Source organism: Streptomyces sp. NBC_01717, from assembly GCF_036248255.1.
Lineage (GTDB): Bacteria > Actinomycetota > Actinomycetes > Streptomycetales > Streptomycetaceae > Streptomyces.
Map to the genome: position 1 here is coordinate 4,103,337 of NZ_CP109178.1, position 21,538 is coordinate 4,124,874.

Genomic DNA, 21,538 nt, shown 5'->3' on the forward strand with positions numbered 1-21,538 from the left:
CGAGATGACCGCCTCGTACGAAACCATCAAGACCAGGCTGGACGGCAACGTCCTGTCCGCCACGTTCAACGCGCCGCCGATGAACCTCATCGGTCCCGGGGTCGTACGGGACCTGGTCGCACTGCTCGAGGAACTGTCACACCCGACCGCCCCACGCGTGGTGATCTTCGACAGCGCGGATGCCGACTTCTTCTTCCCGCACGTCGACATGACGAAAGTCCCCGAGTACACCGCTGAGGCCGCGAAGGCCGGAGGCCCTGGCGATGCTTCCCTGGGAATGCTGTTTCGCAAGCTGAGCCAGCTCCCGGCTGTCACCATCGCCAAGCTGCGCGGCCGTGCCCGGGGAGCGGGCAGCGAGTTCCTCCTTGCCTGCGACATGCGCTTCGCCTCCCGGGAGAACGCCATCCTGGGCCAGCCCGAAGTGGGAATCGGAACACCCCCCGGCGCGGGCGCGATCCAGCACCTCACCCGCCTGCTGGGCCGGGGCCGTGCACTCGAAGCCGTGCTGACGTCGTCGGACTTCGACGCCGACCTCGCCGAACGCTATGGATGGGTCAATCGTGCGGTCCCTGACGCCGAACTGGACGAGTTCGTAGCAGGCATCGCCGCGCGCATGAGCGGCTTCCCCCGCGATGCGCTGATCTCAGCCAAGTCGGCGATCAACGCCATCAGCCTGCCGGCTCCCGCCGAAGTGCGCGCGGACGCCGCGCTGTTCCAACAACTCGTCCGAGGCGAGGGAGTACAGCAGCGCACCGCTGAGCTGTTCAAGCAGGGCTTCCAGACCCGCGGTGCCACCGAACTCGGCCTCGGAGACGCCCTGGGCGACTTGAAGGCCGTCGACTGATGAAGAGCTGCCGTACAGCCCCCAGACGGCCGCCCGGCTCAGGTGCCCTGCAGATTTGCAGTCCGCGCTCTGCGCACAGGGTGACCTGGGCAAACACGCGGACCGCCCCACAGACGCCGCAACTCCCATTTCGCAAGGACCGGCATTCGAGGAGCACTCTTGCTAGTGCCGACCGAATAGGTTCGCCGTGTCGAGACAGGGCGCGGTCTGGCCATTTCGCCGCCATCCTCAAGCTGTCCGGCCCACACAGGTGGCCAAGGGATTTGGCGCGGCGCTCCCTCCCGGCGGAGCAATGCTCAAGACCTGTGGATCGACCTCGGGTTGAGCGCGAAGTGCGTACCTTCCCGAGTGATCGATTGATGGTCATCGAGTAGGCCGGTGCTACGAACACCGGTCGGGAAGGCACGCCCGTGCTCAGCGTAGTCAACGCCGACGGCACCACCGCCAATGGCTCCTCGCTCATCGACGAGATCGTCCGGGAGGGTGCGAGGCGGATGCTCGCCGCCGCGCTGGAGGCCGAAGTTGACGCCTACATAGCCGAGTTGGCTGACGAGAGGGACGCACGTGGGCGGCGGCTCGTGGTCCGCAACGGCCATCACCAGCCCCGTTCGGTGACCACCGTTGCCGGGAGCGTCGAGGTCAAGGCCCCGCGGGTCAACGACAAGCGCATCGACGAGGCAACCGGTGAGCGCAAGAAGTTCTCCTCGGCGATCCTGCCGCCCTGGGCCCGCAAGTCCCCGAAGGTCAGTGAAGTGCTGCCGCTGCTCTACCTCCACGGCCTGTCGTCCGGGGACTTCGTGCCCGCGCTGGAGCAGTTCCTCGGCAGCTCCGCCGGGCTCTCGCCGGCGACCGTGACCCGGCTGACGCAGCAGTGGCAGGCCGACCACAAGACGTTCGGCGAACGCGATCTGTCCGCCACCGACTACGTCTATGTCTGGGCCGACGGCATTCACCTGCGGATACGCCTGGAGGAAGCGAAGGCCGCGGTCCTGGTCGTCATGGGCGTGCGCGCGGACGGCACCAAAGAACTGATCGCCATGGCGGACGGCTACCGCGAGTCCTCGGAGTCCTGGGCGAGCCTGCTGCGCGACTGCCAGCGCCGTGGCATGCGTGCTCCCGTCCTCGCCGTTGGCGACGGCGCCCTCGGCTTCTGGAACGCGATCAATGAGGTCTTCCCCGAAACCCGTCACCAACGATGCTGGGTTCACAAGACGGCCAACTGCCTGGACAGCCTCCCGAAGTCGGCCCAGCCCGCGGCAAAGAAGGCCATCCAGGACATCTACAACGCCGAGGACCGCGAGCACGCGGCCAAGGCCGTCGCCGCGTTCGCCAAGCAGTACAGCGCAAAGTTCCCCAAGGCCGTCAAGAAGATCGTCGATGACGAGGACGAACTGCTGGCCTTCTACGACTTCCCCGCCGAGCACTGGATCCACCTGCGGACCACGAACCCCATCGAGTCGACCTTCGCCACCGTCCGACTACGGACCAAGGTCACCAAGGGCGCCGGATCCCGCGCCGCCGCCCTGGCCATGGTCTTCAAGCTCGTCGAATCCGCCCAGGCCCGCTGGCGAGCCGTGAACGCACCCCACCTAGTCGCCCTCGTCCGAGCCGGCGCCCGCTTCGAACGCGGCCACCTCATCGAGCGGCCCGAGGCTCACGCAGCCTGACCCATAGGGATAACGGCCGCACGGTGACCAGTGCTTCCACCTCTTGCTGTCAGCGGACCCGGGTCGCGTCTCGGTAACTGGCACCAGCAGGCCCGGATATTGGTCACCTGCGATCATCAAGCGATATCAGTCGAGGAAGAAGAAGGGGCACACGATGCTGCCACGTTTGCGTGTAGCCGGTCCCGACGACGCCGAAAAGGTAGCGCTGCTGCACGCCGACAGCTGGCGTCGGCACTACCGCGGCGCCTATGCCGATTCATACCTGGACGGCGACATCCTCACCGACAGGTTGTCCGTCTGGTCTTCGCGGCTCGCCGCCCCGGCCGACAGCATGACGATTCTCGCCGAGGATCACACCGGGCTCGCGGGCTTCGTACATGCCGTGTTCGACGACGATGATCGATGGGGCAGTCTCATCGACAACCTGCACGTCGCCCACGACCGTCAGCGCACCGGTATGGGTACCGTATTGCTCGCCCGCGCAGGCGAGTCCATCGCCGAACAGGCGGTCGGCAAGTCCATGTATCTGTGGGTACAGGAACAGAACATCTCTGCTCAGCGGTTCTACCGCGCTATGAACGGCACCTGCGTTGAAGAAGCGCCGATTTCGCCCCCTGGTGGCGTGACATCCCGGCTGAACGGGACCCCCAACAAGCTCCGCTTCACCTGGCCCGACACCTTCGCGCTGGCTTGCACCACCGGTCGCTGAACTCTTCGGAGTCCGAAGCAGTGGATCAAGCCACGATCACTGATCCACAGGTCTTGACAATATCTCCTCCCGGCGGAGGGAGCGCCGCTCTTGCTCCTAAGTACCAGGCAGCCATCGAGCGCCGGCGCGGCCGCACCGTGGAGCCGACCCCCGTGTGTACGGGATGCTTCGTTCAGCTGCAGGCGACGGGCGTCTGTGACTCTTGCGGCTGAGTGGCAGCTTTACAGTCCGCGCCCAGCATGCCCGCCGACCAGGCAGTTCCTCAGTCGCTGGATACGGCGCCCCGCACCGACCCCACAGGGCCCACTAAGAGTTGCGGAGCGCTACCTCAAAACCCGCAGGGCCGTGGTCTGGTGTCGTTCGTGCGAGGGGGCCCCACGGTCATGCGTTGGCGGGACTCCCTCGGTGTCCCGCCCGCCCCTGATCCCCGCTCAGGGGAGCCGGTTGTTCATGACGCCACTTCCCGGACACCCTGGGCTCTTGCTGTCAGAGACCGACGGTCAGCCGAGCCAGAAACGCCAGCGGGCGTGAGGCGGTGCGCAGTCGCCGGAGGCGACGGCTTTCCAGTAACCGCGCTCTATAGCTTCCTGCTGCTCCGCCCCAGTCCCCGACCAGAGCACCACGTAGTCGCAGCTCGGACGGACAGCTTGGGCGGCGAACCAGCCGAGAGCCCCAGCAGCCAGGGCCGTGACTGTGCAGGCGATAAGGAGAAGCCGACGGGCGCTCACGGGTATGGGAGGGATCACGGGCGCATCGTACTGACTACATCAGTGACCTTGGCCCGGCGGCTTCGCAGTCACTGGAGCCTTCACCGCAACTGCTGTGGCGCCGGGCCGCAAAGCAGCCCTATACGCGGCCGGGCCAGGGATAGTGGCTGATCAGGATTCGGGGCAGAGCGTCTTACGCAACCCGAAGTTGATGTGACTTCCGTCGTCATCGGTCAGCGTGACGCCGTCGTAGGAGAACCGCTGTGCAGCACTGTGGTCCGGGTTCGTCGCGCCGCCATCGAGGGCCGCGCACTGGTTGCGGGCCGCGTTGATCGCCTTGTCCTCGTCATGGATGAGGTTGCTGTTGACGTCCAGGATGGTCGCGAGGACGGCGTCGCGCTCGGCGCCGATGGGCTTGGGTGGCAGGCCGGCGTTCTTGGCGCCGCCGCTGTCGTCTGCGGCGCTCGACGCCTCGGGTGCGGTGCTCTTGATGGTGTCGGTCTTGCTGTCGCTGCCCTTGTCGCTGTTGCAGCCAACGACGGTGACGGCGAGTATGGCGACGATGGCCACGCTGGTGGTGCGGATACGCATGATCCCCCCTGGTCTGACACGAGTAGGAACATGCTGAGGCAGGCGGGACGCTGCAGCGGTCACGGAGTCGTGACCTGCTGCGGACGCGTTTGAAGCGATCCCCTCCCCGTGGCGGTCGCCGCCTCCAGGGCGGATGGCCGTGCTGGTGCTCTCAGTTTCCCGGGGCCCCGCCTGAGCATGGTCGTCGCCCTACCCGGCGAGGGCGAGGTGGTGCAGACGCCCTCGGACAGGCCCGCTCGGTGGGACAGATTTGCAGAGGGCTCCCCTTAACCCCTCTCACCTGCAGCTTCTCCATCGCTAGACGCTCCTGGGGCACACCTGGGGGAAGGTGCCCGGAGAACACCGCTTTAGGAGTTCCTTCCGGCGGCCCAAGGGCCGGGTATGCGGCTCGCTAGCGTCCTGCGCAGCGTCCGGCATCGACTTTCCTGGTACGGCAGGGTGCACCGGTGTTGCCGTCAAAGACTGCAGTCAGACCAGCGGTCTCGATGTCCTCCGGCGACAGAGTTCTTCAGGTGGTCACGTCACCTGAATGGCTGCCGCGAATCCCGACCATTCCGATCACGTGCCCGAGGGTCGTGGCACCCCGCTCCGATGCTGCCCGAGCGCGGCCCCATAGCGGGCGGCGGTCAACGGCGCATCCCGTCCGACGACACATGATGTGGCGTCAGTCTGTATTTCGCGACGGGCTACTGAGTTCACGTCAGGCATTGATCTCACAGCCTCAAAGGCAGGTTCGGCAGCCGTGTGGCGGCGCCACGAACTGGGTCGCTTCTCTACCGCCTCGGGAGACATCCGCCGAGGTGTCACACACCCACACGAGGGCGGTCACTGTTTGTGCATGAACGAGCACTCTTAGGCTGATCTAGGTACGTTCATGGAGGGTTCCGATCGATCACCCCAGTCCACGCCGGATTGCCCAAGGGGTCCCACCCCAGCTGCATGAATGTCTTCGGTGCCGTTGGGGCCGATATCAGGCAACCAATGGGCTGCGAAGTCCTTCCGGCACATCCAGTCACACAGGAGGTACGTCATGAGTGCATTCTCGATCTTCAACGGCCGCGGTGGCCGAGGTGGTGGCCGCGGTGGCCGAGGTGGTGGCCGTGGCGGCTACGGCGGACGTGGCGGCCGTGGCGGCCGTGGCGGCTACGGCGGACGTGGCGGCCGTGGCGGCCGTGGCGGCGGCGGCGGCTACGGCGGCGGCTACGGCGGCGGCTTCGGCGGCGGCGGCTACGGCGGCGGCTACTAAGCATCGCCGCCTCACCCGAGGATCGTCATCGGGGGGCGACGGCGCGTCCCGTCCGTCGCCCCCCTTCCGCCGCATGCCCCCACCCGGCTCCCTCCCCGAGAAGGTGACCCCGCTCGGCGGACGCGACACCCGCCGACTCGGCTCACATCAAGCCCGTGGCCCCGGCAGCCGAGGACAGTCCAGTGCCCCTTGCGGCGGCCGTGTCTTCGGCCGACGCGTTCCGCCGCTTCTGGCCGTGGGCACGCCCCGACCGGTACCGGCTCGCCGCGAGTGTCGTCCTCCTCATCGCGGGGTCCGCGGGTGAAGTCGCTTCGGTGTGGCTCTTCAAGAACCTGGTCGACCAAGTCCCGATCCCCCACCGGTTCACAGCGTTCCTGCCGCTGGCCGGACTCATGGCCGCCGTGGCTGTGGTCGCGGCGCGCCACGGCATCCGCTTCGACCATTCGCAGGAAGCGAGCGATCTTCCACAACGCGCTCGGCTACGCGGTCGACGCCGGGCTTCTGCCCCAGCACCCTCCCGCCCAGGTCCAGTGGAAGGCACCTGAGCAGGTGGAAGAGGAGTTGGACCCCGCGACGGTGCCTGACCCTCGACAGGTGCTCGCGCTGCTCGATGAAGTAGAGAAAGTTCTACCGCGCTCGCTGACGCCGATGGTGAGCCACTGTGGGTGAGTTGTTCACAGCACCCCCAGCTCGGTGTCAGGCCGGCAGTGGATGCATGCCCGGATCCCGTCGGCGAGGGCGGCGAGGGCCTGTTCGCGGGTGATGGTGCGGTGGCGCTTCCCCGCCGCGTAGCACCCGCCGACATCGATGGGTCGGGCCCCTACGCCGATGCCCAGCTCGACAACCCAGTCCGGGGTGGGCGGTCGCCGCTCCTCGCCCTGCTGCCGCTCTCTCTCCCGCTGCTCGGCCGCCGCATCGCCTCGTCGATGCGCTCCACCCACATGGCATGCCAGGTCCGCAACGCGCGGAGCCGCGCCAGGTCGCTCGGGAGGAGATCGGAATGTGTTCGAGTCTACGTCCGGCGCTTGAGCGTCATAAGCGGGCGTAACGTTCGGAAGCCGACGAGAGGAGCCGCACGCATGACCGACGCTGACCTGCTGCGATCCCTCGGAGTCGACCCGTCGCAGCTGGACCCCGCGCCACCATGGGCACCCAGGGCCGGCGCCGAGCGGCTCGACGGCAGCCATCCGTGCGCGCTCTGCGGCAAGCCCGCCAGAGCGACCGTGGGCGTCGACACACCCGGACATGGCCGCCGCTGGTTGGACCGGTGCATGCCCTGCCTCATCGCCACCACCCCACGCGGTGGTCCCCGCGCGCCGCTCGCGGACACGCTGGCCGTTCTGCGGGAGACAGCCCGAGAGGCGGGCGCCACCGTGACCATCAGGACCGACGAGTGGTGGCGGCCCTGATCCAGCTGCCGTGAAAAACGAGTGGCCGCCGTTGCACCTTCGTTCGGTGCAACGGCGGCCGCGTCGGCAGGGCCGTTACTGCAGCTTCCGCGCAATCCGGTTCTCGGGTACCTGCTCTGTCTGCATGTTCTGCTCGTTCTTGATGGTGTAGCTAGCCTGCTGCCCGCTGGCTTCGGCACGCTCGATCTTGCCCTGCGACTGCTGGTCTTGCTGGTTCCGGTACTCCACACGATCACCCTGCTTGAACTGCGGCATGGACTCTCCAAGTCTCGTCGGTGGGAGGCTGGCCCCGCTCATTCGGCGAGGGACGCCCCTCCTTGCGCCCGTGACTATCGCTAGGCGCACTGACAGCTCACCTCCACCTCCACGCCACAGCAACCACTACGGGCCGAATGGAGGACGTCGTAGTCTGCCGCCGTGGACCGCTATCGCGTGACCCTGTCATCGGCGCCCGCATCATCATGCGCGGCTGGTGGTCCGACGAGGCGGTGGCCGAGCGGAAATACACGCGCTGGATAGGCGAACGTGGCGGCGTCGACGGCGCCCGGATCACGCTCACCGACGAGCAGGGCGGCGGGCGCGTGCTGCAGTCCTGGCCACCCGAGAACCCCTGATGCTGCCCGGCCCGGTCGTCCTGCCGTCCCGCTACCGTTGAACCGTCCCTATCCCGCTTGCTGGCTGCTTGTTGCGACTCGGACCTGCCCCGGCCGTTCAACGCCGGCGGTGCTTCGCACTGGCCGCGCTAGGGCGCGTATCGGGTCGTGATCAGGAGGAGGTTCGGGTGAGGTGTCACGAAACCCGATGGGCCTTTCCTGGCCGGCGCCTGTTCTCGGGGCGCCGGGCCAGCTGGCGACGTGAGGGCTGAGTTGGGAGTTGACCCTGACACTGTGTGAGGGGGTTGACTGCTCCTACCTGCCCGGCGACCCGCCGGCGGAGATCACCTCTGTCTCTATGAAGGATTCTCGTGCTCGGCTACGTCGGCTCCGGCCCCTACTGCTACACGAACTCGCTGGCCATGATGCTGAGTGAGGAGTCTCCCTCGACCGCAGTCATCGAGACACTGACGGGCTCACCGTTCGGCGCCCAGCTCATCGGCGGTTCCCTGCCGTTGTTCGATCCTTACGGTTGGCACCCCGAGGCCGGCCTCGACGCCGCGATCGCTCTGCTGGGTTGGAGCTGTGAGCGCAGCGACGGGGGGACACCGACCGAGGCGCTGGAGCGGTTGCGTGCCGCCTGCTCGCGGGGGCCGGTCCTGGTCGGGCCGGTGGACATGGGCCTGCTGCTGTACCAGCCCGGCACGCCGAACGCCGACGGCGGTGACCACTACGTCGTGGTGCTCGCTGCCGACCAGGACTCCGTCGAACTCCACGACCCCCACGGCCACCCCTACGTGACCCTGCCCACGCAGGCTTTCCTCTCCGCATGGGAGGCGAAGGCGATCAGCTACATCGACGCCCCGTTCGTGCTGCGGACCGACTTCGTGCGCCATCGCCGGGTCGCTCCCATCGACGCGTTGAGGCAGTCGCTGCCGGGAGCCGAGCGTTGGCTGGCCGGCCGTGACGACCTGCCCATGCCGCCCGGTTCACTGGGCGGAGCCGCCGCCGTCGAGGCGCTCGCCGACATGGTCGCCCAGGGCATGCCCTCGGGCGTCCGCACGCTGCTCACCGCGTTCGGCGTCCGCGTGGGAGCACGCCGTCTGAACGACGCGGCAACCTGCCTGGAAGCGCTGGGACTGTCGCGCGCAGCCTCCATCGCACAGGGCCAGGCCAGGATCCTGGGCGGTCTGCAGTATCCGCTGGTGCACGGCGACGACCAGGCCGCAGCAGCGCGGCTGCGGCAACTCGCCCCCACCTATGCGCAGCTGCACACGGCCGTGGGTACGGCACTGGACAGCGCCTTCTGAACGGAATGAGGAGCGCATCCTCCCTTCCAGGGGCCTCTCCCCGACCGTTGCGTATGCCCTCCGGCTCGCCCGCCACCGGACCGGGTCCGTGACCGTTGGCTTGGCAGACCTTGAGGCCGAATCTCTCAGATTGATTACAGTCCGATACGCGCCGGGGCTCGTACTTTTGTGATCAGTGGGTGATCTGTGTGAGGTCTTTGATCCAGATCATCGAGGCGCGTAGGTGAAGGCCAGCGAGGTAGCTGCCCGGGGTCTTGTCGTAGCGCGTGGCAATGCCTCGCCAGGCCTTGAGCTTGTTGATCAGGCGCTCGACGGTGTTCCGCTCCTTGTAGAGGTCGGCGTCGTGGCCGACCGGACGGCCGCCCCTGGAGCCCTTCTTCCTCCGATTGGCGGCCTGGTCCCTCTTCTCCGGGATGACCGCCTTGATGCCGCGTTGCCGCAGGTGGGCCCGGTTGCCTCGGGACGAATAGGCCTTGTCCCCGGCGACCGCGCCGGGTCGGGTGCGGGGGCGGCCAACGGGCCCGCAGACCCGGATCTTCCCCAGCACGGGGATGAACTGCGGGCTGTCGGCGGCCTGACCCGCGGTCAGGACGAGCGCCAGCGGGCGGCACTTCCGGTCGGCGGCGAGGTGGATCTTGCTGGTCTGCCCACCCCTGGAGCGTCCGAGGAGAGCGGCCTTCAGCCGGACTTTGCGCCGGCGCCGGATGCGTCGCTGCTCCTCCCGCTCGGGATCGGTTTCGGCGTCCCGTCCGGTTTGTCCTTCAGGACTGCCCCCTTTGACCGGGCCTCCTTCTCCTCGGCGGCAGCCTTCTCCAGGACGGTGATGACGTCCTCGCCAAGGTGCATCCCGGCAGCGTCATGGTGGGCCCGCGCAGTGGTGGAGTCGACGCTGACCAGGGACAGGTCCACCTCACCGCGCTTCGCGGCTTCCGCGATCACGCCCTCCAGCAAGGCCTCGAAGACGCTGGCGTCCCGCCACTGCCGGAAGCGGTTGTGGACGGTCGACCAGGCGCCGAACTCCTTCGGCATCTCTCGCCACTGCCCGCCCGTCCTGAACCGCCAGATCACCCCTTCGAGCTGTTGCCGCAGCCGCTCCGGGTACGGGCCGTACTCTCCGACCGGCAGGTAGGGCCTAATGAACTCCCAGTCCAGGTCCGTCAGTTGCATGCGCGTCATGCAAGATGATCTACCGGACCCGGTCTCGTCGCGAGGGTGAATCCCACAGATTGATCACAACCCGATACGTGCCCTAGTCGCCTTCCGGCTCCGGATGCAGGACGGCCAACTTCACGGCCATCTCCAGCTCGTACCGGGACACCCCGGCCGCCGCGGCATGCGCGGTCACCGCGGCCTGGAACGCTGCAGCACCCTCGCGCCAGGGCTCCCACGCCTCCTCGGTGTACGGCTCGGGGAGGGCCTTGCGCTGCTCCGCGACCGCAGACCGTTCCAGCACGATCGGATCTTCAGGGATGTCGATTGCCACGGCCGGATCGTAAACGGGGCCACTGACAACCGACCGGAGCCGCGCAGCTCACGGCCCAACCGCTTCATCAAGGTCTCCACGTGGACAACCGCGCATATGGGTGCGCTCCGCTCGACCACTCGCTTGATCGTTCGGCGCGTCTGCCGTCAGGGCCACCTAGCGCGGTGGAAATCTGCCGGAGGGTGCCCGAGAGCGGGACTTTCCCGTCCATTCGCTTGCTTCTCTGAGGAGTAATTGAGCATGAGTACTGAGAACCGCACCCGGTCCGGCATCGGGCCGCTGCTCAGGCAGGGCAGGTGGTGCGTCGGCGGTGCTGCGGCGTCGCTGCCCCTCGTGGTGCTTGGTTTCGCCGAGCCTGCGATTGCGGCCCCGTTGAGCTCGCTGTCGGCGCCCACGAGCTCGGTACGTGCCGCCGGCGGCGATGAGTGCCGGGACGGCAGGGGCGATCACGGCGGCGTACCCGGCCCCCTGGGCTACGGCCACGACAAGTGCAAGGTCGGACCCACCGGCCCGCAGGGCGCCACCGGCCTGCAGGGTCCGCAGGGCGACCCCGGACAGACGGGCGGCATCGGTCCGCAGGGCGACCCCGGACAGACGGGCGGCATCGGTCCGCAGGGCGACCCCGGACAGACGGGCGGCACCGGACCGCAAGGCGACCCCGGACAGACGGGCGGCACCGGACCGCAAGGCGACCCCGGACAGACGGGCGGCACCGGACCGCAAGGCGACCCCGGACAGACGGGCGGCACCGGACCGCAAGGACCGGCAGCACCCCAACTGGTCCTCGGTCAGTTCCTCTCGACCCAGATCGTGCACGGCGCGACGCTTACTTGTGCGAGCACCAACACGACCGCGTCCAATACAACGTGTACAGGGCTACAGATCAACGGTATCGACGTCCGGCTCGCGATTACTGAAGCGGTAGCCGTCTGCAATGCCATCACCGGTCATGGCTTCAGCTCCGCGATGGGGCTTAACTCCGCCGCGGATCCCCACTTCATCTGGAACGGCACGACATGGGAGCTCAGCTCGATCAACGCCTCGCCGATGGACAACCTCGTCTGCAATCGTTGAGCGCGAGGCCAGTTGTGGACCATCCGCATGATAGGCGCGCTGTCAGGCGGTGTAGTCCTCGAAGCCGTGGTCGGCCAGTGCCGTTCGTCGCTGCGCGAGCCAGCCTGAGACGCGCGGCCCCCCGTTTACCGCGCCACCCTCTCGGACGGTCCGGACGTGCTCGAACTCCTGCCGAAGGTAGTACCGCTGCAGTGCCTCGTTCGTTGACCACGCGTCAAGACGGAGCCACTTCGTACCATCGCGATACGCCCTGTCGCCCGCCCAGTCGAGCAACCGCCCACCAAGGTTCTGCCCGGCGTAAGCACGGGACACGGTCAGCTTGGTGACGAAAGTGGACGGCTCAGCCAACTCCCGTTCCGTCCACAGGCCGTCTTCCGCCTCCGGTGAGAGTGTGATGGTGGCTGCGGTCGCGGCGCCGTCCATGACCATGAAGACGGAGCCAGCCTCAATCGTGGCTGCCAGCCGGTCAGCTGGATAGGGACGCTGCCACTGGTCGCTGCCGAGACGAGTGAGCCAAGCTGCGGCCTCCTCGCGGAGGGCCAGGAGCTTGGTCACGTCGTCCGGGCGAGAGGATCGTCCTCGCTTCGGGCGGACTGGTCGCCGATCTCGTAGTTCATCCGGTTCAGGTCGCCTCGGAATGTCGTGACGGTGCAGCGAATGGGCCGCTCAGACGCCCTGGGGCTGAAGATCGATGGAAAACCGGCTGCGCACGGCGCAAGCGTGCCTGCCTCAGTGATGTGCTGGGGCTCGCCGTCGAAGAGCGGTATTTCACTACGCCCGTGAATCCGCTGACCACCGTCAAGTGGGTCGCACCGAAGTCTGCCGAGGAAGTCGACCCCGAGAGCGTCGCCAACCCCCGCCAGGTTCGCTCATTGCTCAAGGGTGTGCGCGAGCAGGGGCCGCGCGGCGCGCATCTGGAGGCGTTCTTCGGGTGCCTGTACTACGCGGCCATGCGGCCGGCCGAAGCAACCGCACTTCGCCGTGAACAGTGCCACTTGCCGGAGACGGGGTGGGGGACGCTGACGCTGCGCCAGGGGGCCACTCGAGCGGGACGGAATTGGACCAACGACGGGCAGGCGCATGAGGTGCGGCATCTGAAGGCGCGGGCTGTCAAAGACTCGCGGCCGGTACCGATCCCCCCGCATTTCGTGCGGCTGCTGCGCCAGCACATCGCCACTCACGGCGTCGCTCCGGACGGACGGCTGTTCCGGACGAACCGTGGGGGGCTGCTCCACGAGACCGGATACGGCGAGGTCTGGGCGCGGGCCCGCAAGGACGTGCTGGCCGAGCAGGAGGCTGCGTCTTTGCTCGCCCGCCGTCCTTATGATCTGCGCCACGCCGGGGTCTCGTTCTGGCTGAGTTCCGGGGTGGATCCGATGGAGTGCGCGCGGCGAGCGGGGCACACCATCGCCGTCCTGTTTCGGGTGTACGCGAAGGTGCTGGCACAGACGCAGGAGCGTGCCAACCATCGGATCGATGCGGCAATGCGTGAGTGGAACGAACCGGAGTGAGGGTGCCATCTGTCCCCCGGGGGACAGGTGGGGGACACGGCCTGATCAGAGGCGGGATACCGGTGGCATGAGGTGAGACAAGCCGCGCATTTCGGCCCCCTCCCCCGGGCATGTCCGGAGCATGCAGAAACCCCCGCTGATCTGCTTGTTAGCAGGTCAGCGGGGGTTTCCCGTTCTGTGGCGGCGCCAGGGTTCGAACCTGGGTAGGCTGAGCCGGCAGATTTACAGTCTGCTCCCTTTGGCCACTCGGGCACACCGCCTCGAACGACGCGTTGGAACTCCGTTTGACTGGGGCTCCTTGGCGACGACGTAAACGATACCCGATGACCGGGGGTGCTCCGCCACCTGATTGATCAGTGCTCGCGGCGGTCGGCGGTGGCTAGGCTTTGCCCTGTACCCACCGCATACGACGCAAGGAGCCACACGTCATGGCCGACTCCAGTTTCGACATCGTCTCGAAGGTCGAGCGGCAGGAGGTCGACAACGCCCTCAACCAGGCCGCCAAGGAGATCTCGCAGCGCTACGACTTCAAGGGCACGGGTGCCTCGATCTCCTGGTCCGGCGAGAAGATCCTGATGGAGGCGAACGGCGAGGAGCGTGTGAAGGCGATCCTCGACATCTTCCAGTCCAAGCTGATCAAGCGGGGCATCTCACTGAAGTCGCTGGACGCGGGCGAGCCGCAGCTGTCCGGCAAGGAGTACAAGATCTTCGCCACGATCGAGGAAGGCATCTCCCAGGAGAACGCCAAGAAGGTGGCGAAGATCATTCGTGATGAGGGCCCGAAGGGCGTCAAGGCGCAGGTCCAGGGCGATGAGCTGCGGGTCAGCTCGAAGAGCCGGGACGACCTGCAGGCCGTGCAGGCGCTGCTGAAGGGGCAGGACTTCGACTTCGCCGTGCAGTTCGTGAACTACCGGTAGGTCTTTCGGCCGCCCGCCCGATCGGGCGCGGCGCGGGGTCGGGGCGGGGTGGCAAGTGCCGGCCGGCCTCGCACCTCCGGGTGTGACGTCCGAATACCGCCGGTCGTAGGGGGCGGGCGGGCGCAGACTTGTCCGTACGGAACGACGAATCGGGCGATTCGCGTGATTCGTCGCCCTGTACGGAGTCACTCCGTACGGAGTCGCCCAGTACGGATGAAGAGAGGGACCGGCCATGACCATGTATGCGACCGTCGACAGCCCGCTGGGCGAACTGCTGCTGGTCGGCGAGGAAGCAGCTGTCGAGGCGGGCGGTGTGGCGCTCGCGTCGCTCTCCATGCCCGGTCAGAAGGGTGCCGCTGTCGTCCAGGACGGCTGGATCCACGCGCCGGAGGCCTTCGCCGGGATCGCCGGCCAGCTGCGGGCGTACTTCGAGGGCCGGCTGACGCACTTCGACATCGCGTACGTGGAGGGGCAGGGCACCGAGTTCCAGCGCCGGGTCTGGGACGCGCTGGACACCGTCCCGTACGGGGAGACGGTGTCGTACGGACAGATTGCCCAGCGGATCGGCACGCCCGGGGCGGGCGTGCGGGCCGTGGGGACGGCGATCGGGCGCAACCCTCTGCTGGTCGTGCGCCCGTGCCATCGGGTGATCGGTGCGGACGGGGCACTGCGGGGTTACGCCGGCGGCCTGGAGCGCAAGGAGCGACTTCTGGGGCTGGAAGGTGCCCTGGTGGTGCGCTGAGGGGCCGTGTGCTCCGTGAATGTGCGCTGAGCGGCCGAGTACCGAATGGCGCTGAGTACCGAACGGCGGTGTGCTGAATGGCGGGTCTCTTCCCCAGGCCGCGGGCCGTCGTGGCGCCGGGGGCGGTACATGTGCCGGAGTGGCTGTCGGTGGAACGGCAGCGGGAGCTGGTCGAGGCGTGCCGGGGGTGGGCGCGGGGGCCTGTGCCGCTGCGGCACACGGTGTTGCCGGGCGTCGGGGTGATGTCCGTGCAGTCGGTCTGTGTGGGCTGGCACTGGCAGCCGTACCGCTATTCGCGTACCGCGGATGATGTGAACGGCGCCAGGGTGGCCGAATTCCCGGACTGGTTGGTGGAGTTGGGCCGGGAGGCGCTGGTCGAGGCGTACGGGGAGGAGTACTCGGCCGAGGCGTACGCGCCGGACACCGCACTGATCAACTTCTATGACGGCGCGGCGAGGATGGGCATGCACCAGGACAAGGAGGAGCGGTCGGGCGCTCCGGTCGTCTCGCTCAGCATCGGCGATACGTGCGTCTTCCGATTCGGCAATACGGAGGACCGTGGACGGCCTTACACGGATGTGGAGTTGGCTTCCGGTGACCTGTTCGTCTTCGGTGGGCCGTCACGCTTCGCGTTTCACGGCGTGCCGAAGGTCCGTCCCGGGACGGCTGATCCTGCGACGGGTATGAACGGTGGCCGGCTCAATGTGACGCTGCGCGAGACCGGGTTGGGCGGACCGGGCGCGGGCGGGCGTCAGTGACGTTCTCGTGAGTTCCCGAAGAGCAGTCGGTAGATGATGAGCAGCACCAGTGAGCCGCCGATGGCGGAGATCCACGTCGTGGTGTCGTAGAAGTCGTTGGATATCGGGCGGTCGAGGAAGTGCGACGATATCCAGCCGCCGATGAAGGCGCCGATGATTCCGATGAGGGTGGTGCCGACCAGCCCGCCCGGGTCGCGGCCGGGGAGCAGGATCTTGGCAATGGCTCCGGCCAGCAGTCCGAGAATGATCCAACCGATGATGCTCATGTTGCCGAACCTACCCTTCGCCTGGTTGTGAAACCCAAGACGTTGCACGAGCCTGCGTGGTTGCCGGTTGAGCAGAAAGAGCGGCAGGTCACAGCGGGCTCAGATGCGGGCGTTGTAGTCCGGCCAGGGTTGCAGTTCCGGTACGTCGTCGTCGGGGTCCTCTCCGTACCACCCGGTTCCGTCCAGGGCGACGAGGGAGTGTTGCCCGGAGAGGGCGGGTCCGCCGGTGATCGGCAGCAGCCCGTGTCCCGGGCCGAGGCCGCCGTCGGTGATGGGGTTACGGACGACAGTGGGTAGTGGCGGCGGGGAGAAGCCGGGGGCCGCTGCCGCACGGGCGACGTCTTCGGTGGTGGGGACTCCGGGGAGCGGGTGCTTCACCCGTCGCGGGGCGGTGTGCGCCGTCTTCTCGGCGGCTGTCGGCAACTGCTCGGTGTCGTTCATGGGTTCATGGTGGACGACGGCACTGACAGTGGGCCGTCGACGGGTCGACGAGGTGGTCCTCGGCGGCCGCGCCGCCTCGCTGTCCGGTTGTCCGGCCTGCGTCAGCGTCCGACGAACGGCTGGTCGGTTCGGACGATTTCCTTGCCGAAGGGCATGAGTGAGACCGGGATCAGCTTGAAGTTGGCGATGCCGAGTGGGATGCCGATGATCGTGAGGCAGAGCAGGATGCCGGTGGTGATGTGACCGAGGGCGAGCCACCAGCCGGCGAGGATCAGCCAGAGGACGTTGCCCACGCAGGAGGGCGCGCCGGCGTCGCGACGGTCGACGACTGTGTAGCCGAAGGGCCAGAGGGCGTAGAGGCCGATGCGGAAGGCGGCCAGGCCGAACGGGATTCCGATGATGGTGATGCAGAGGAGGATGCCGGCGGCTATGTAGGCGAGGAACATCCAGAAGCCGCACAGGACCAGCCATATGACGTTCAGGATTGTCTTCACGGGCGATGACCTGCCATCTGCTCGAGTCGGGCGATGCGCTCCGCCATCGGCGGATGTGTCGAGAACATCTTGGACATCCCCTGGCCGGGGCGGAACGGGTTCGCGATCATCATGTGGCTCGCGGTCTCGATCTTCGGCTCGGGGGGCAGGGGGTGCTGTTTGGTTCCGGCGTCCAGTTTGCGCAGGGCGCCGGCGAGGGCCAGGGGGTCGCCGGTCAGCCGGGCGCCCGAGGCGTCTGCTTCGTACTCGCGGGAGCGGCTGACGGCGAGCTGGATGACGGAGGCGGCGAGGGGGCCCAGGATCATGATCAGCAGCATGCCGAGGATGCCGGGGCCTTCGTCGTCGTTGGATCGGCCCACGGGGATCAGCCAGGCGAAGTTCACCAGGAACATGACGACGGAGGCGAGTGCTCCGGCGACGGATGAGATCAGGATGTCGCGGTTGTAGACATGACTGAGCTCGTGGCCGAGGACGCCGCGCAGTTCGCGTTCGTCCAGGATCTGGAGGATGCCTTCGGTGCAGCAGACTGCCGCGTTGCGCGGGTTGCGTCCGGTGGCGAATGCGTTGGGTGCCTGGGTCGGGGAGATGTAAAGCCGTGGCATGGGCTGCCGGGCCGCGGTGGAGAGTTCACGGACGATTCGGTACAGCTGTGGCGCTTCGAACTCGCTGACCGGGCGGGCCCGCATGGCTCTGAGTGCGAGCTTGTCGCTGTTCCAGTAGGCGTAGGCGTTGGTGCCTACTGCTACGACGAGCGCGACGACGAGCCCTGTACGTCCGAAGAAGCTGCCGATGACGATGATGAGTGCTGACAGGCCCCCGAGGAGTACGGCGGTTCTCAGCCCGTTGTGCCGGCGGTGCACGGTACGCCCTCCAAGTGGTGCAGCAGGGGAACCCTTTGCTGGTGGTGCTCCACTCCCCAGTGGAGCCTCCTGTACTGGTCAACGCCAGGCGGGGAGAGCTAGTTCCCTTGTGCGCACGGCCGGAGGGCGGGCCGTGTCCGGCGGCTTGTCCGGCTGTTCGGGCCGGAGCAGGCATTGGGCCGTACGGGTGTCGGGGGGGCGGTGCGGGTCGCGCGGGGAGGGTCAGCGCTGGGCGGGGAGTTTGGCCAGCGCGAGGGCCTCGGAGTCGGGCTCGACCTCGCTGGTGCAGTGGGCGCAGCGGGAGGCGATGGCGGGGATCTCGGTGTAGCAGCGGGGGCAGTCGCGCAGGGCTGCCTTGATGTCGACCTTCTGGTCCTTGCTGGACGCGAAGCGGTTCTGGACCTTGGTCATCGGGACGACGACGCAGAAGTAGAGCACCGCGGCGGTGATCAGGAAGGCGATGGCGGCGGCGAGGAACTTTCCGTACGGAAATTCGGCGCCCTCGACCGTGAACCGGGCCTTGCTGAAGTCGCCGACGGAGCCGGTGGCGAGGCCGATCAGGGGGGTGATGAAGGCGGTGCTGAAGCCGGTGACGACTGCGGTGAACGCGGCTCCGACGGCGAGTCCGATCGCCATGGAGATGACGTTTCCGCGCAGGATGAAGTCCTTGAACCCGTTCAGCACTGCTCTCGCTCCTGTCCACTGTGTGCGTGTGTGTGTCGTACGTCTGTGTCGTTGTGCGGGCATGACCCTGCCCTGTTCGGTCCGCCCGAGGCAAACCGATCTTGGGCGGGGGCGTGCGGTCAGAAGAGGTTGACCGCGGCGAACCGGAGTACGAGCTGCGGGGCACCGGAGAGCACGATGCCGACTGCGGCGGTGAGGGCGATCGCGGTGGTGAGGGAGACGGGTGCGCGCAGGGTCTGGACCCCGATCGCCGGGCCGGCTGCCAGGGCGGCGGCCGGGGCGGCCGGCTCAGCCTCTTCCGGGGCGCGGAACAGCGCCGCCGTCCACTGCAGGTAGTAGTAGAGCGCGATCACGACGTTCACGGCCATGACGACGGCGAGCCAGCCGAGTCCCGCGTCCACGGCCGAGGAGAAGACCGTGACCTTGGCGAAGAGGCCCACGATGCCCGGCGGGAGGCCGGCCAGGCAGAGCAGGAAGAAGCCCATCGCGAGGGCGGTGAGGGGGCGGGTGGCGTACAGGCCCCGGTAGTCGGAGAGGCGGTTGTCCGGCTTCGTGCGGGCGACAAGGGCGGCCACGGCGAAGGCGCCGAGGTTCACGACGGCGTACATGAGGGCGTACGCGACGGTGGAGCCGATCTGTTCGTCGCTGGAGTAGGCGGCGGAGGCGATCGGCACGAGGAGGTATCCGGCCTGGGCGATGGACGACCAGGCGAGCAGGCGTACGGCGCTGCGGGCGCGGGTGGCGGTCTGGCGCAGGGCGGCGACGTTGCCGACGGTCATGGTGAGGGCGGCGACGACGGCGAGGGCCGGTCCCCAGACGTCGGCGTAGGACGGGAACGCGATCACGGTGACGAGGATCAGCCCGGAGAAGCCGACGGCCTTGCCGACGACCGACAGGTAGGCGGCGACCGGCAGCGGGGCGCCGACGTAGGTGTCGGGGACCCAGAAGTGGAACGGTGCGGCTGCCGTCTTGAAGGCGAAGCCGACAAGGGTGAGGGCGACGCCCGCCTTGGCGAGGATGGACAGCTGCTCGGGGACGTCGTGGAGACGGGTGGCGAGTTCCGTGAGGTGAAGGGTGCCGGTCGTCGCGTACACGAAGCTGACGCCGAGGAGCATCACGGCCGTCGCGACGACGGAGGAGAGGAAGAACTTGAGGGCCGCCTCGGACGAGCGCCGGTCGTCGCGCTTGATGCCGACGAGGGCGAAGGCGGGCAGGGATGCGACTTCGAGGGCGACGACGAGGGTGGCGAGGTCGCGGGCGGCGGGCAGGAGCGCGGCGCCTGCCGCGGAGGACAGGAGCAGGAACCAGAATTCGCCGACCGGAAGTCTGCGGGTGTCGCCGAAGGAGAGCAGCGCAGTGAGCAGGGCGCCGCCCAGGACGAGGACCTGGATGATCAGGGCGAAGTGGTCGGCGGTGTAGCTGCAGGCTTCGGTGCCGGTTCCCGTGGTGAGGCAGAAGGTGGAGTGGTTGCCGTCGCGCAGCGGGATGAGGAGGGCGAGGGCGGCGACGAGTCCGGCGATGCTCGCCAGGCCCAGGAGGGGTTTGCGTTCCTCGGGGAGGAACAGGTCGGCGACCAGGATGATCAGGGCGACCGTCGCGACGATGACGGGGGGCGCGATGGCGAGCCAGTCGACGGACTGGACGAGACTGGTGGTGCTGTCGGCCGCTGTGGTCACGACTTGCCTCCTGCGAGGAGCTTCTGCACGGCCGGGTCGGTGAGGCCGAGGAGGACGGCGGGCCACAGGCCGGCGAGGACGGTGAGGGCGGCGAGCGGGGTCCAGGCGGCGAACTCGTACGTCTGGATGTCTGCGATCCGGTGCGGTTCCTCACGCTTCTCGCCCATGCAGACGCGGCGTACCACGATGAGCATGTATGCGGCGGTGAGCAGGGTGCCGAACGCGCCGATCGACATGAAGGTGAGGAAGGCCGGGCGGCTGAGGCCCGGGGCCGGGTCGAAGGCGCCGAACAGAGTGAGCATCTCGCCCCAGAATCCGGCGAGACCGGGCAGGCCGAGCGAGGCCACGGCGGCGAAGGCGAGGAGGCCGCCGAGGCGGGGGGCGCGGCCGTAGAGGGCGGCTCCGGTGGCACCGGAGAGGGTGTCGAGGTCGGCGGTGCCGTACCGGTCCTTGACGGCGCCGACCAGGAAGAACAGCAGGCCGGTGATGAGGCCGTGGGCGATGTTGGCGAAGAGCGCGCCGTTGACGCCGGTGGGGGTCATGGTGGCGATGCCGAGGAGTACGAAGCCCATGTGGCCGACGGAGGAGTACGCGATCAGGCGCTTCAGGTCGCCCTTGGAGCCGGGGCGGGCGAGGGCCAGGCAGGCGAGCGATCCGTAGACGATGCCGACGACTGCGAACGCGGCGAGGTACGGCGCGAAGGTGTGCATTCCGTCGGGGGTGATGGGCAGCAGGATGCGGACGAATCCGTACGTGCCCATTTTCAGCAGCACGCCCGCGAGGAGCACCGAGCCGACGGTCGGGGCGGCGGTGTGGGCGTCCGGCAGCCAGCTGTGCAGCGGCCACATCGGGGTCTTCACGGCGAGCCCGATACCGATCGCGAGTACGGCGATGACCTGCACGGACGAGGTGAGCCCACGGCCGTTGTCAGTGGCGAGTGCCACCATGTCGAAGGTGCCGCTCTTCAGTCCGATGAGGAGCAGACCCAGCAGCATGATCACGGAGCCGAGCAGCGTGTAGAGGATGAATTTCCAGGCGGCGGCCTGCCTCTGTGCGCCGCCCCAGCGGGCGATGAGGAAGTACATCGGGATGAGGACCATCTCGAACGCCAGGAAGAACAGCAGCAGGTCGAGGACGGCGAAGGTCGCGAGGGTGCCGGACTCGAGGACGAGGACGAGTGCGACGAAGGCCTTCGGGGAGGGGCCGTCGGGCATTTTGAAGTAGCTGTAGAGCGCGCAGAGGAAGGTCAGCAGCGCGGTCAGTACGAGAAGGGGGAGCGAGATGCCGTCGATGCCGAGGTGGATACGGACGTCGAGCGCCGGGATCCAGCTGATGTCGGTGGTGGCCTGCATCTTCGACGGGTGGTCGTGGTCGAAGCCGAGGGCCAGCACGATCGCGGCGACGAGGATCGCGCCGGTGACGGTCACGCCGTGGCGGAGCACGGCCTGGTCGGAGTTCTTTCCCCGCAGCCCGGGCGGGGCCGGCAGGAGGGCGGCGACGGCGCCGATGAGCGGGCCCACGACGATGAACGCGAGAAGGAACTGCATCACGGATTC

At 67.9% G+C, this 21,538-nt stretch carries 24 protein-coding genes, 1 tRNA gene and 2 pseudogenes; 12 read left to right on the forward strand and 15 right to left on the reverse strand.

Features of this window, described 5'->3' with window-relative positions; translation table 11 throughout:
* Window positions 1–4: 4 nt before the first annotated feature.
* From OHB49_RS18500 to OHB49_RS18510, 3 genes are all read left to right on the forward strand, one after another.
* A complete protein-coding gene (locus tag OHB49_RS18500) occupies window positions 5–844 on the forward strand; it encodes an enoyl-CoA hydratase/isomerase family protein (protein WP_329161555.1) in 840 nt (279 codons plus the stop codon).
* 410 nt (window positions 845–1,254) lie between these two features.
* The gene (locus tag OHB49_RS18505; protein ID WP_329161556.1) at window positions 1,255–2,511 is read left to right on the forward strand and encodes an IS256 family transposase; all 1,257 of its coding nucleotides are present in this window, start codon (window positions 1,255–1,257) and stop codon (window positions 2,509–2,511) included.
* A gap of 154 nt (window positions 2,512–2,665) precedes the next feature.
* Window positions 2,666–3,220: a GNAT family N-acetyltransferase gene (locus OHB49_RS18510; protein WP_329161557.1), complete on the forward strand. Its 555-nt coding sequence runs from the start codon at window positions 2,666–2,668 to the stop codon at window positions 3,218–3,220.
* A 500-nt stretch (window positions 3,221–3,720) separates the two neighbouring features.
* Here the strand turns inward: OHB49_RS18510 and OHB49_RS18515 are convergent, their stop codons facing one another.
* Entirely contained in the window at window positions 3,721–3,966 is a 246-nt protein-coding gene (locus OHB49_RS18515; protein WP_329161558.1) for a hypothetical protein, read from the reverse strand.
* 132 nt (window positions 3,967–4,098) lie between these two features.
* The gene (locus tag OHB49_RS18520) at window positions 4,099–4,518 is read right to left on the reverse strand and encodes a hypothetical protein (RefSeq protein ID WP_329161560.1); all 420 of its coding nucleotides are present in this window, start codon (window positions 4,516–4,518) and stop codon (window positions 4,099–4,101) included.
* A 1,030-nt stretch (window positions 4,519–5,548) separates the two neighbouring features.
* Between OHB49_RS18520 and OHB49_RS18525 the strand changes: the two genes are divergently transcribed.
* Window positions 5,549–5,764 carry a hypothetical protein gene (locus tag OHB49_RS18525; RefSeq protein ID WP_329161561.1) on the forward strand — a complete coding sequence of 72 codons (216 nt, stop codon included), beginning with the start codon at window positions 5,549–5,551 and terminating at the stop codon, window positions 5,762–5,764.
* A 674-nt stretch (window positions 5,765–6,438) separates the two neighbouring features.
* Here the strand turns inward: OHB49_RS18525 and OHB49_RS18530 are convergent.
* On the reverse strand, window positions 6,439–6,705 hold the full coding sequence (locus tag OHB49_RS18530) for a DUF6233 domain-containing protein (RefSeq protein ID WP_329161564.1): 267 nt from the start codon (window positions 6,703–6,705) through the stop codon (window positions 6,439–6,441).
* A 138-nt stretch (window positions 6,706–6,843) separates the two neighbouring features.
* Here OHB49_RS18530 and OHB49_RS18535 point away from each other — a divergent pair, with 138 nt between their 5' ends.
* Complete coding sequence (locus OHB49_RS18535; protein WP_329161566.1) at window positions 6,844–7,173, forward strand: hypothetical protein; 330 nt, start codon at window positions 6,844–6,846, stop codon at window positions 7,171–7,173.
* Window positions 7,174–7,248: 75 nt separating this feature from the next.
* Here the strand turns inward: OHB49_RS18535 and OHB49_RS18540 are convergent, their stop codons facing one another.
* Complete coding sequence (locus OHB49_RS18540; RefSeq protein WP_329161567.1) at window positions 7,249–7,428, reverse strand: hypothetical protein; 180 nt, start codon at window positions 7,426–7,428, stop codon at window positions 7,249–7,251.
* 137 nt (window positions 7,429–7,565) lie between these two features.
* Here OHB49_RS18540 and OHB49_RS18545 point away from each other — a divergent pair, with 137 nt between their 5' ends.
* Window positions 7,566–7,787, forward strand: coding sequence for a hypothetical protein (locus tag OHB49_RS18545; RefSeq protein ID WP_329161569.1), 222 nt, complete (start codon window positions 7,566–7,568; stop codon window positions 7,785–7,787).
* A 350-nt stretch (window positions 7,788–8,137) separates the two neighbouring features.
* Window positions 8,138–9,076, forward strand: coding sequence for a hypothetical protein (locus OHB49_RS18550; protein ID WP_329161571.1), 939 nt, complete (start codon window positions 8,138–8,140; stop codon window positions 9,074–9,076).
* A 172-nt stretch (window positions 9,077–9,248) separates the two neighbouring features.
* Here the strand turns inward: OHB49_RS18550 and OHB49_RS18555 are convergent.
* Both OHB49_RS18555 and OHB49_RS18560 read right to left on the reverse strand, forming a co-directional pair.
* Window positions 9,249–10,252: pseudogene (locus OHB49_RS18555) on the reverse strand (IS5 family transposase).
* A 73-nt stretch (window positions 10,253–10,325) separates the two neighbouring features.
* Window positions 10,326–10,559, reverse strand: a complete 234-nt coding sequence (locus OHB49_RS18560) for a hypothetical protein (RefSeq protein WP_329161574.1) — start codon at window positions 10,557–10,559, stop codon at window positions 10,326–10,328.
* A gap of 240 nt (window positions 10,560–10,799) precedes the next feature.
* Here OHB49_RS18560 and OHB49_RS18565 point away from each other — a divergent pair, with 240 nt between their 5' ends.
* Window positions 10,800–11,633, forward strand: coding sequence for a hypothetical protein (locus OHB49_RS18565; protein ID WP_329161576.1), 834 nt, complete (start codon window positions 10,800–10,802; stop codon window positions 11,631–11,633).
* 42 nt (window positions 11,634–11,675) lie between these two features.
* Here OHB49_RS18565 and OHB49_RS18570 read toward each other — a convergent pair whose 3' ends face one another.
* Window positions 11,676–12,188, reverse strand: a complete 513-nt coding sequence (locus OHB49_RS18570; protein WP_329161578.1) for a GNAT family N-acetyltransferase — start codon at window positions 12,186–12,188, stop codon at window positions 11,676–11,678.
* A gap of 114 nt (window positions 12,189–12,302) precedes the next feature.
* On the opposite strand from OHB49_RS18570, the pseudogene OHB49_RS18575 reads away from it, so the two are divergent.
* Window positions 12,303–13,144, forward strand: a pseudogene (locus OHB49_RS18575) (tyrosine-type recombinase/integrase); the annotation flags it as partial.
* 178 nt (window positions 13,145–13,322) lie between these two features.
* Here the strand turns inward: OHB49_RS18575 and OHB49_RS18580 are convergent.
* A tRNA-Tyr gene (locus OHB49_RS18580) sits at window positions 13,323–13,404 on the reverse strand.
* A 168-nt stretch (window positions 13,405–13,572) separates the two neighbouring features.
* Between OHB49_RS18580 and OHB49_RS18585 the strand changes: the two genes are divergently transcribed.
* The 3 genes from OHB49_RS18585 (at window position 13,573) to OHB49_RS18595 (ending at window position 15,561) form a co-directional block, all read left to right on the forward strand.
* Window positions 13,573–14,061 (forward strand): YajQ family cyclic di-GMP-binding protein, encoded by a 489-nt coding sequence (locus OHB49_RS18585; protein WP_030926258.1) that lies wholly within the window; start codon window positions 13,573–13,575, stop codon window positions 14,059–14,061.
* Between the two features lie 232 nt (window positions 14,062–14,293).
* Complete coding sequence (locus OHB49_RS18590; protein ID WP_329161581.1) at window positions 14,294–14,803, forward strand: methylated-DNA--[protein]-cysteine S-methyltransferase; 510 nt, start codon at window positions 14,294–14,296, stop codon at window positions 14,801–14,803.
* A gap of 77 nt (window positions 14,804–14,880) precedes the next feature.
* A complete protein-coding gene (locus OHB49_RS18595) occupies window positions 14,881–15,561 on the forward strand; it encodes an alpha-ketoglutarate-dependent dioxygenase AlkB family protein (protein WP_329161583.1) in 681 nt (226 codons plus the stop codon).
* On the opposite strand, the gene OHB49_RS18600 is transcribed toward OHB49_RS18595, so the two are convergent.
* The 7 genes from OHB49_RS18600 to OHB49_RS18630 all read right to left on the reverse strand — a co-directional run bounded on the left by OHB49_RS18600 (window position 15,555) and on the right by OHB49_RS18630 (window position 21,529).
* Window positions 15,555–15,827, reverse strand: coding sequence for a GlsB/YeaQ/YmgE family stress response membrane protein (locus OHB49_RS18600; RefSeq protein WP_030977879.1), 273 nt, complete (start codon window positions 15,825–15,827; stop codon window positions 15,555–15,557). The two genes, OHB49_RS18595 and OHB49_RS18600, sit on opposite strands and share 7 nt — an antisense overlap.
* Window positions 15,828–15,926: 99 nt before the next feature.
* Window positions 15,927–16,268 carry a hypothetical protein gene (locus OHB49_RS18605; protein ID WP_329161584.1) on the reverse strand — a complete coding sequence of 114 codons (342 nt, stop codon included), beginning with the start codon at window positions 16,266–16,268 and terminating at the stop codon, window positions 15,927–15,929.
* Window positions 16,269–16,369: 101 nt separating this feature from the next.
* Window positions 16,370–16,762, reverse strand: coding sequence for a YccF domain-containing protein (locus OHB49_RS18610; protein ID WP_329161586.1), 393 nt, complete (start codon window positions 16,760–16,762; stop codon window positions 16,370–16,372).
* The gene (htpX, locus tag OHB49_RS18615) at window positions 16,759–17,622 is read right to left on the reverse strand and encodes a zinc metalloprotease HtpX (RefSeq protein WP_329161589.1); all 864 of its coding nucleotides are present in this window, start codon (window positions 17,620–17,622) and stop codon (window positions 16,759–16,761) included. The genes OHB49_RS18610 and htpX overlap by 4 nt, the downstream gene beginning before the upstream one ends.
* A gap of 222 nt (window positions 17,623–17,844) precedes the next feature.
* Window positions 17,845–18,306 (reverse strand): large conductance mechanosensitive channel protein MscL, encoded by a 462-nt coding sequence (locus OHB49_RS18620; protein WP_329161591.1) that lies wholly within the window; start codon window positions 18,304–18,306, stop codon window positions 17,845–17,847.
* 119 nt (window positions 18,307–18,425) lie between these two features.
* Window positions 18,426–19,982 (reverse strand): NADH-quinone oxidoreductase subunit N, encoded by a 1,557-nt coding sequence (locus OHB49_RS18625; RefSeq protein ID WP_329161593.1) that lies wholly within the window; start codon window positions 19,980–19,982, stop codon window positions 18,426–18,428.
* Window positions 19,979–21,529 carry a complex I subunit 4 family protein gene (locus OHB49_RS18630; RefSeq protein ID WP_329161595.1) on the reverse strand — a complete coding sequence of 517 codons (1,551 nt, stop codon included), beginning with the start codon at window positions 21,527–21,529 and terminating at the stop codon, window positions 19,979–19,981. Before OHB49_RS18630 ends, OHB49_RS18625 begins: the two co-directional genes overlap by 4 nt.
* Between the last annotated feature and the right edge of the window lie 9 nt (window positions 21,530–21,538).

Coding starts and splice junctions, on each gene's coding strand:
- OHB49_RS18510 (WP_329161557.1), top strand. CDS start 2,666: ATGCTGCCACGTTTGCGTGTAGCCGGTCCCGACGACGCCGAAAAGGTA.
- OHB49_RS18600 (WP_030977879.1), bottom strand. CDS start 15,827: ATGAGCATCATCGGTTGGATCATTCTCGGACTGCTGGCCGGAGCCATT.
- OHB49_RS18500 (WP_329161555.1), top strand. CDS start 5: ATGACCGCCTCGTACGAAACCATCAAGACCAGGCTGGACGGCAACGTC.
- OHB49_RS18520 (WP_329161560.1), bottom strand. CDS start 4,518: ATGCGTATCCGCACCACCAGCGTGGCCATCGTCGCCATACTCGCCGTC.
- OHB49_RS18565 (WP_329161576.1), top strand. CDS start 10,800: ATGAGTACTGAGAACCGCACCCGGTCCGGCATCGGGCCGCTGCTCAGG.
- OHB49_RS18545 (WP_329161569.1), top strand. CDS start 7,566: ATGGAGGACGTCGTAGTCTGCCGCCGTGGACCGCTATCGCGTGACCCT.
- OHB49_RS18585 (WP_030926258.1), top strand. CDS start 13,573: ATGGCCGACTCCAGTTTCGACATCGTCTCGAAGGTCGAGCGGCAGGAG.
- OHB49_RS18590 (WP_329161581.1), top strand. CDS start 14,294: ATGACCATGTATGCGACCGTCGACAGCCCGCTGGGCGAACTGCTGCTG.
- OHB49_RS18525 (WP_329161561.1), top strand. CDS start 5,549: ATGAGTGCATTCTCGATCTTCAACGGCCGCGGTGGCCGAGGTGGTGGC.
- OHB49_RS18630 (WP_329161595.1), bottom strand. CDS start 21,529: ATGCAGTTCCTTCTCGCGTTCATCGTCGTGGGCCCGCTCATCGGCGCC.
- OHB49_RS18595 (WP_329161583.1), top strand. CDS start 14,881: ATGGCGGGTCTCTTCCCCAGGCCGCGGGCCGTCGTGGCGCCGGGGGCG.
- OHB49_RS18605 (WP_329161584.1), bottom strand. CDS start 16,268: ATGAACGACACCGAGCAGTTGCCGACAGCCGCCGAGAAGACGGCGCAC.
- OHB49_RS18535 (WP_329161566.1), top strand. CDS start 6,844: ATGACCGACGCTGACCTGCTGCGATCCCTCGGAGTCGACCCGTCGCAG.
- OHB49_RS18540 (WP_329161567.1), bottom strand. CDS start 7,428: ATGCCGCAGTTCAAGCAGGGTGATCGTGTGGAGTACCGGAACCAGCAA.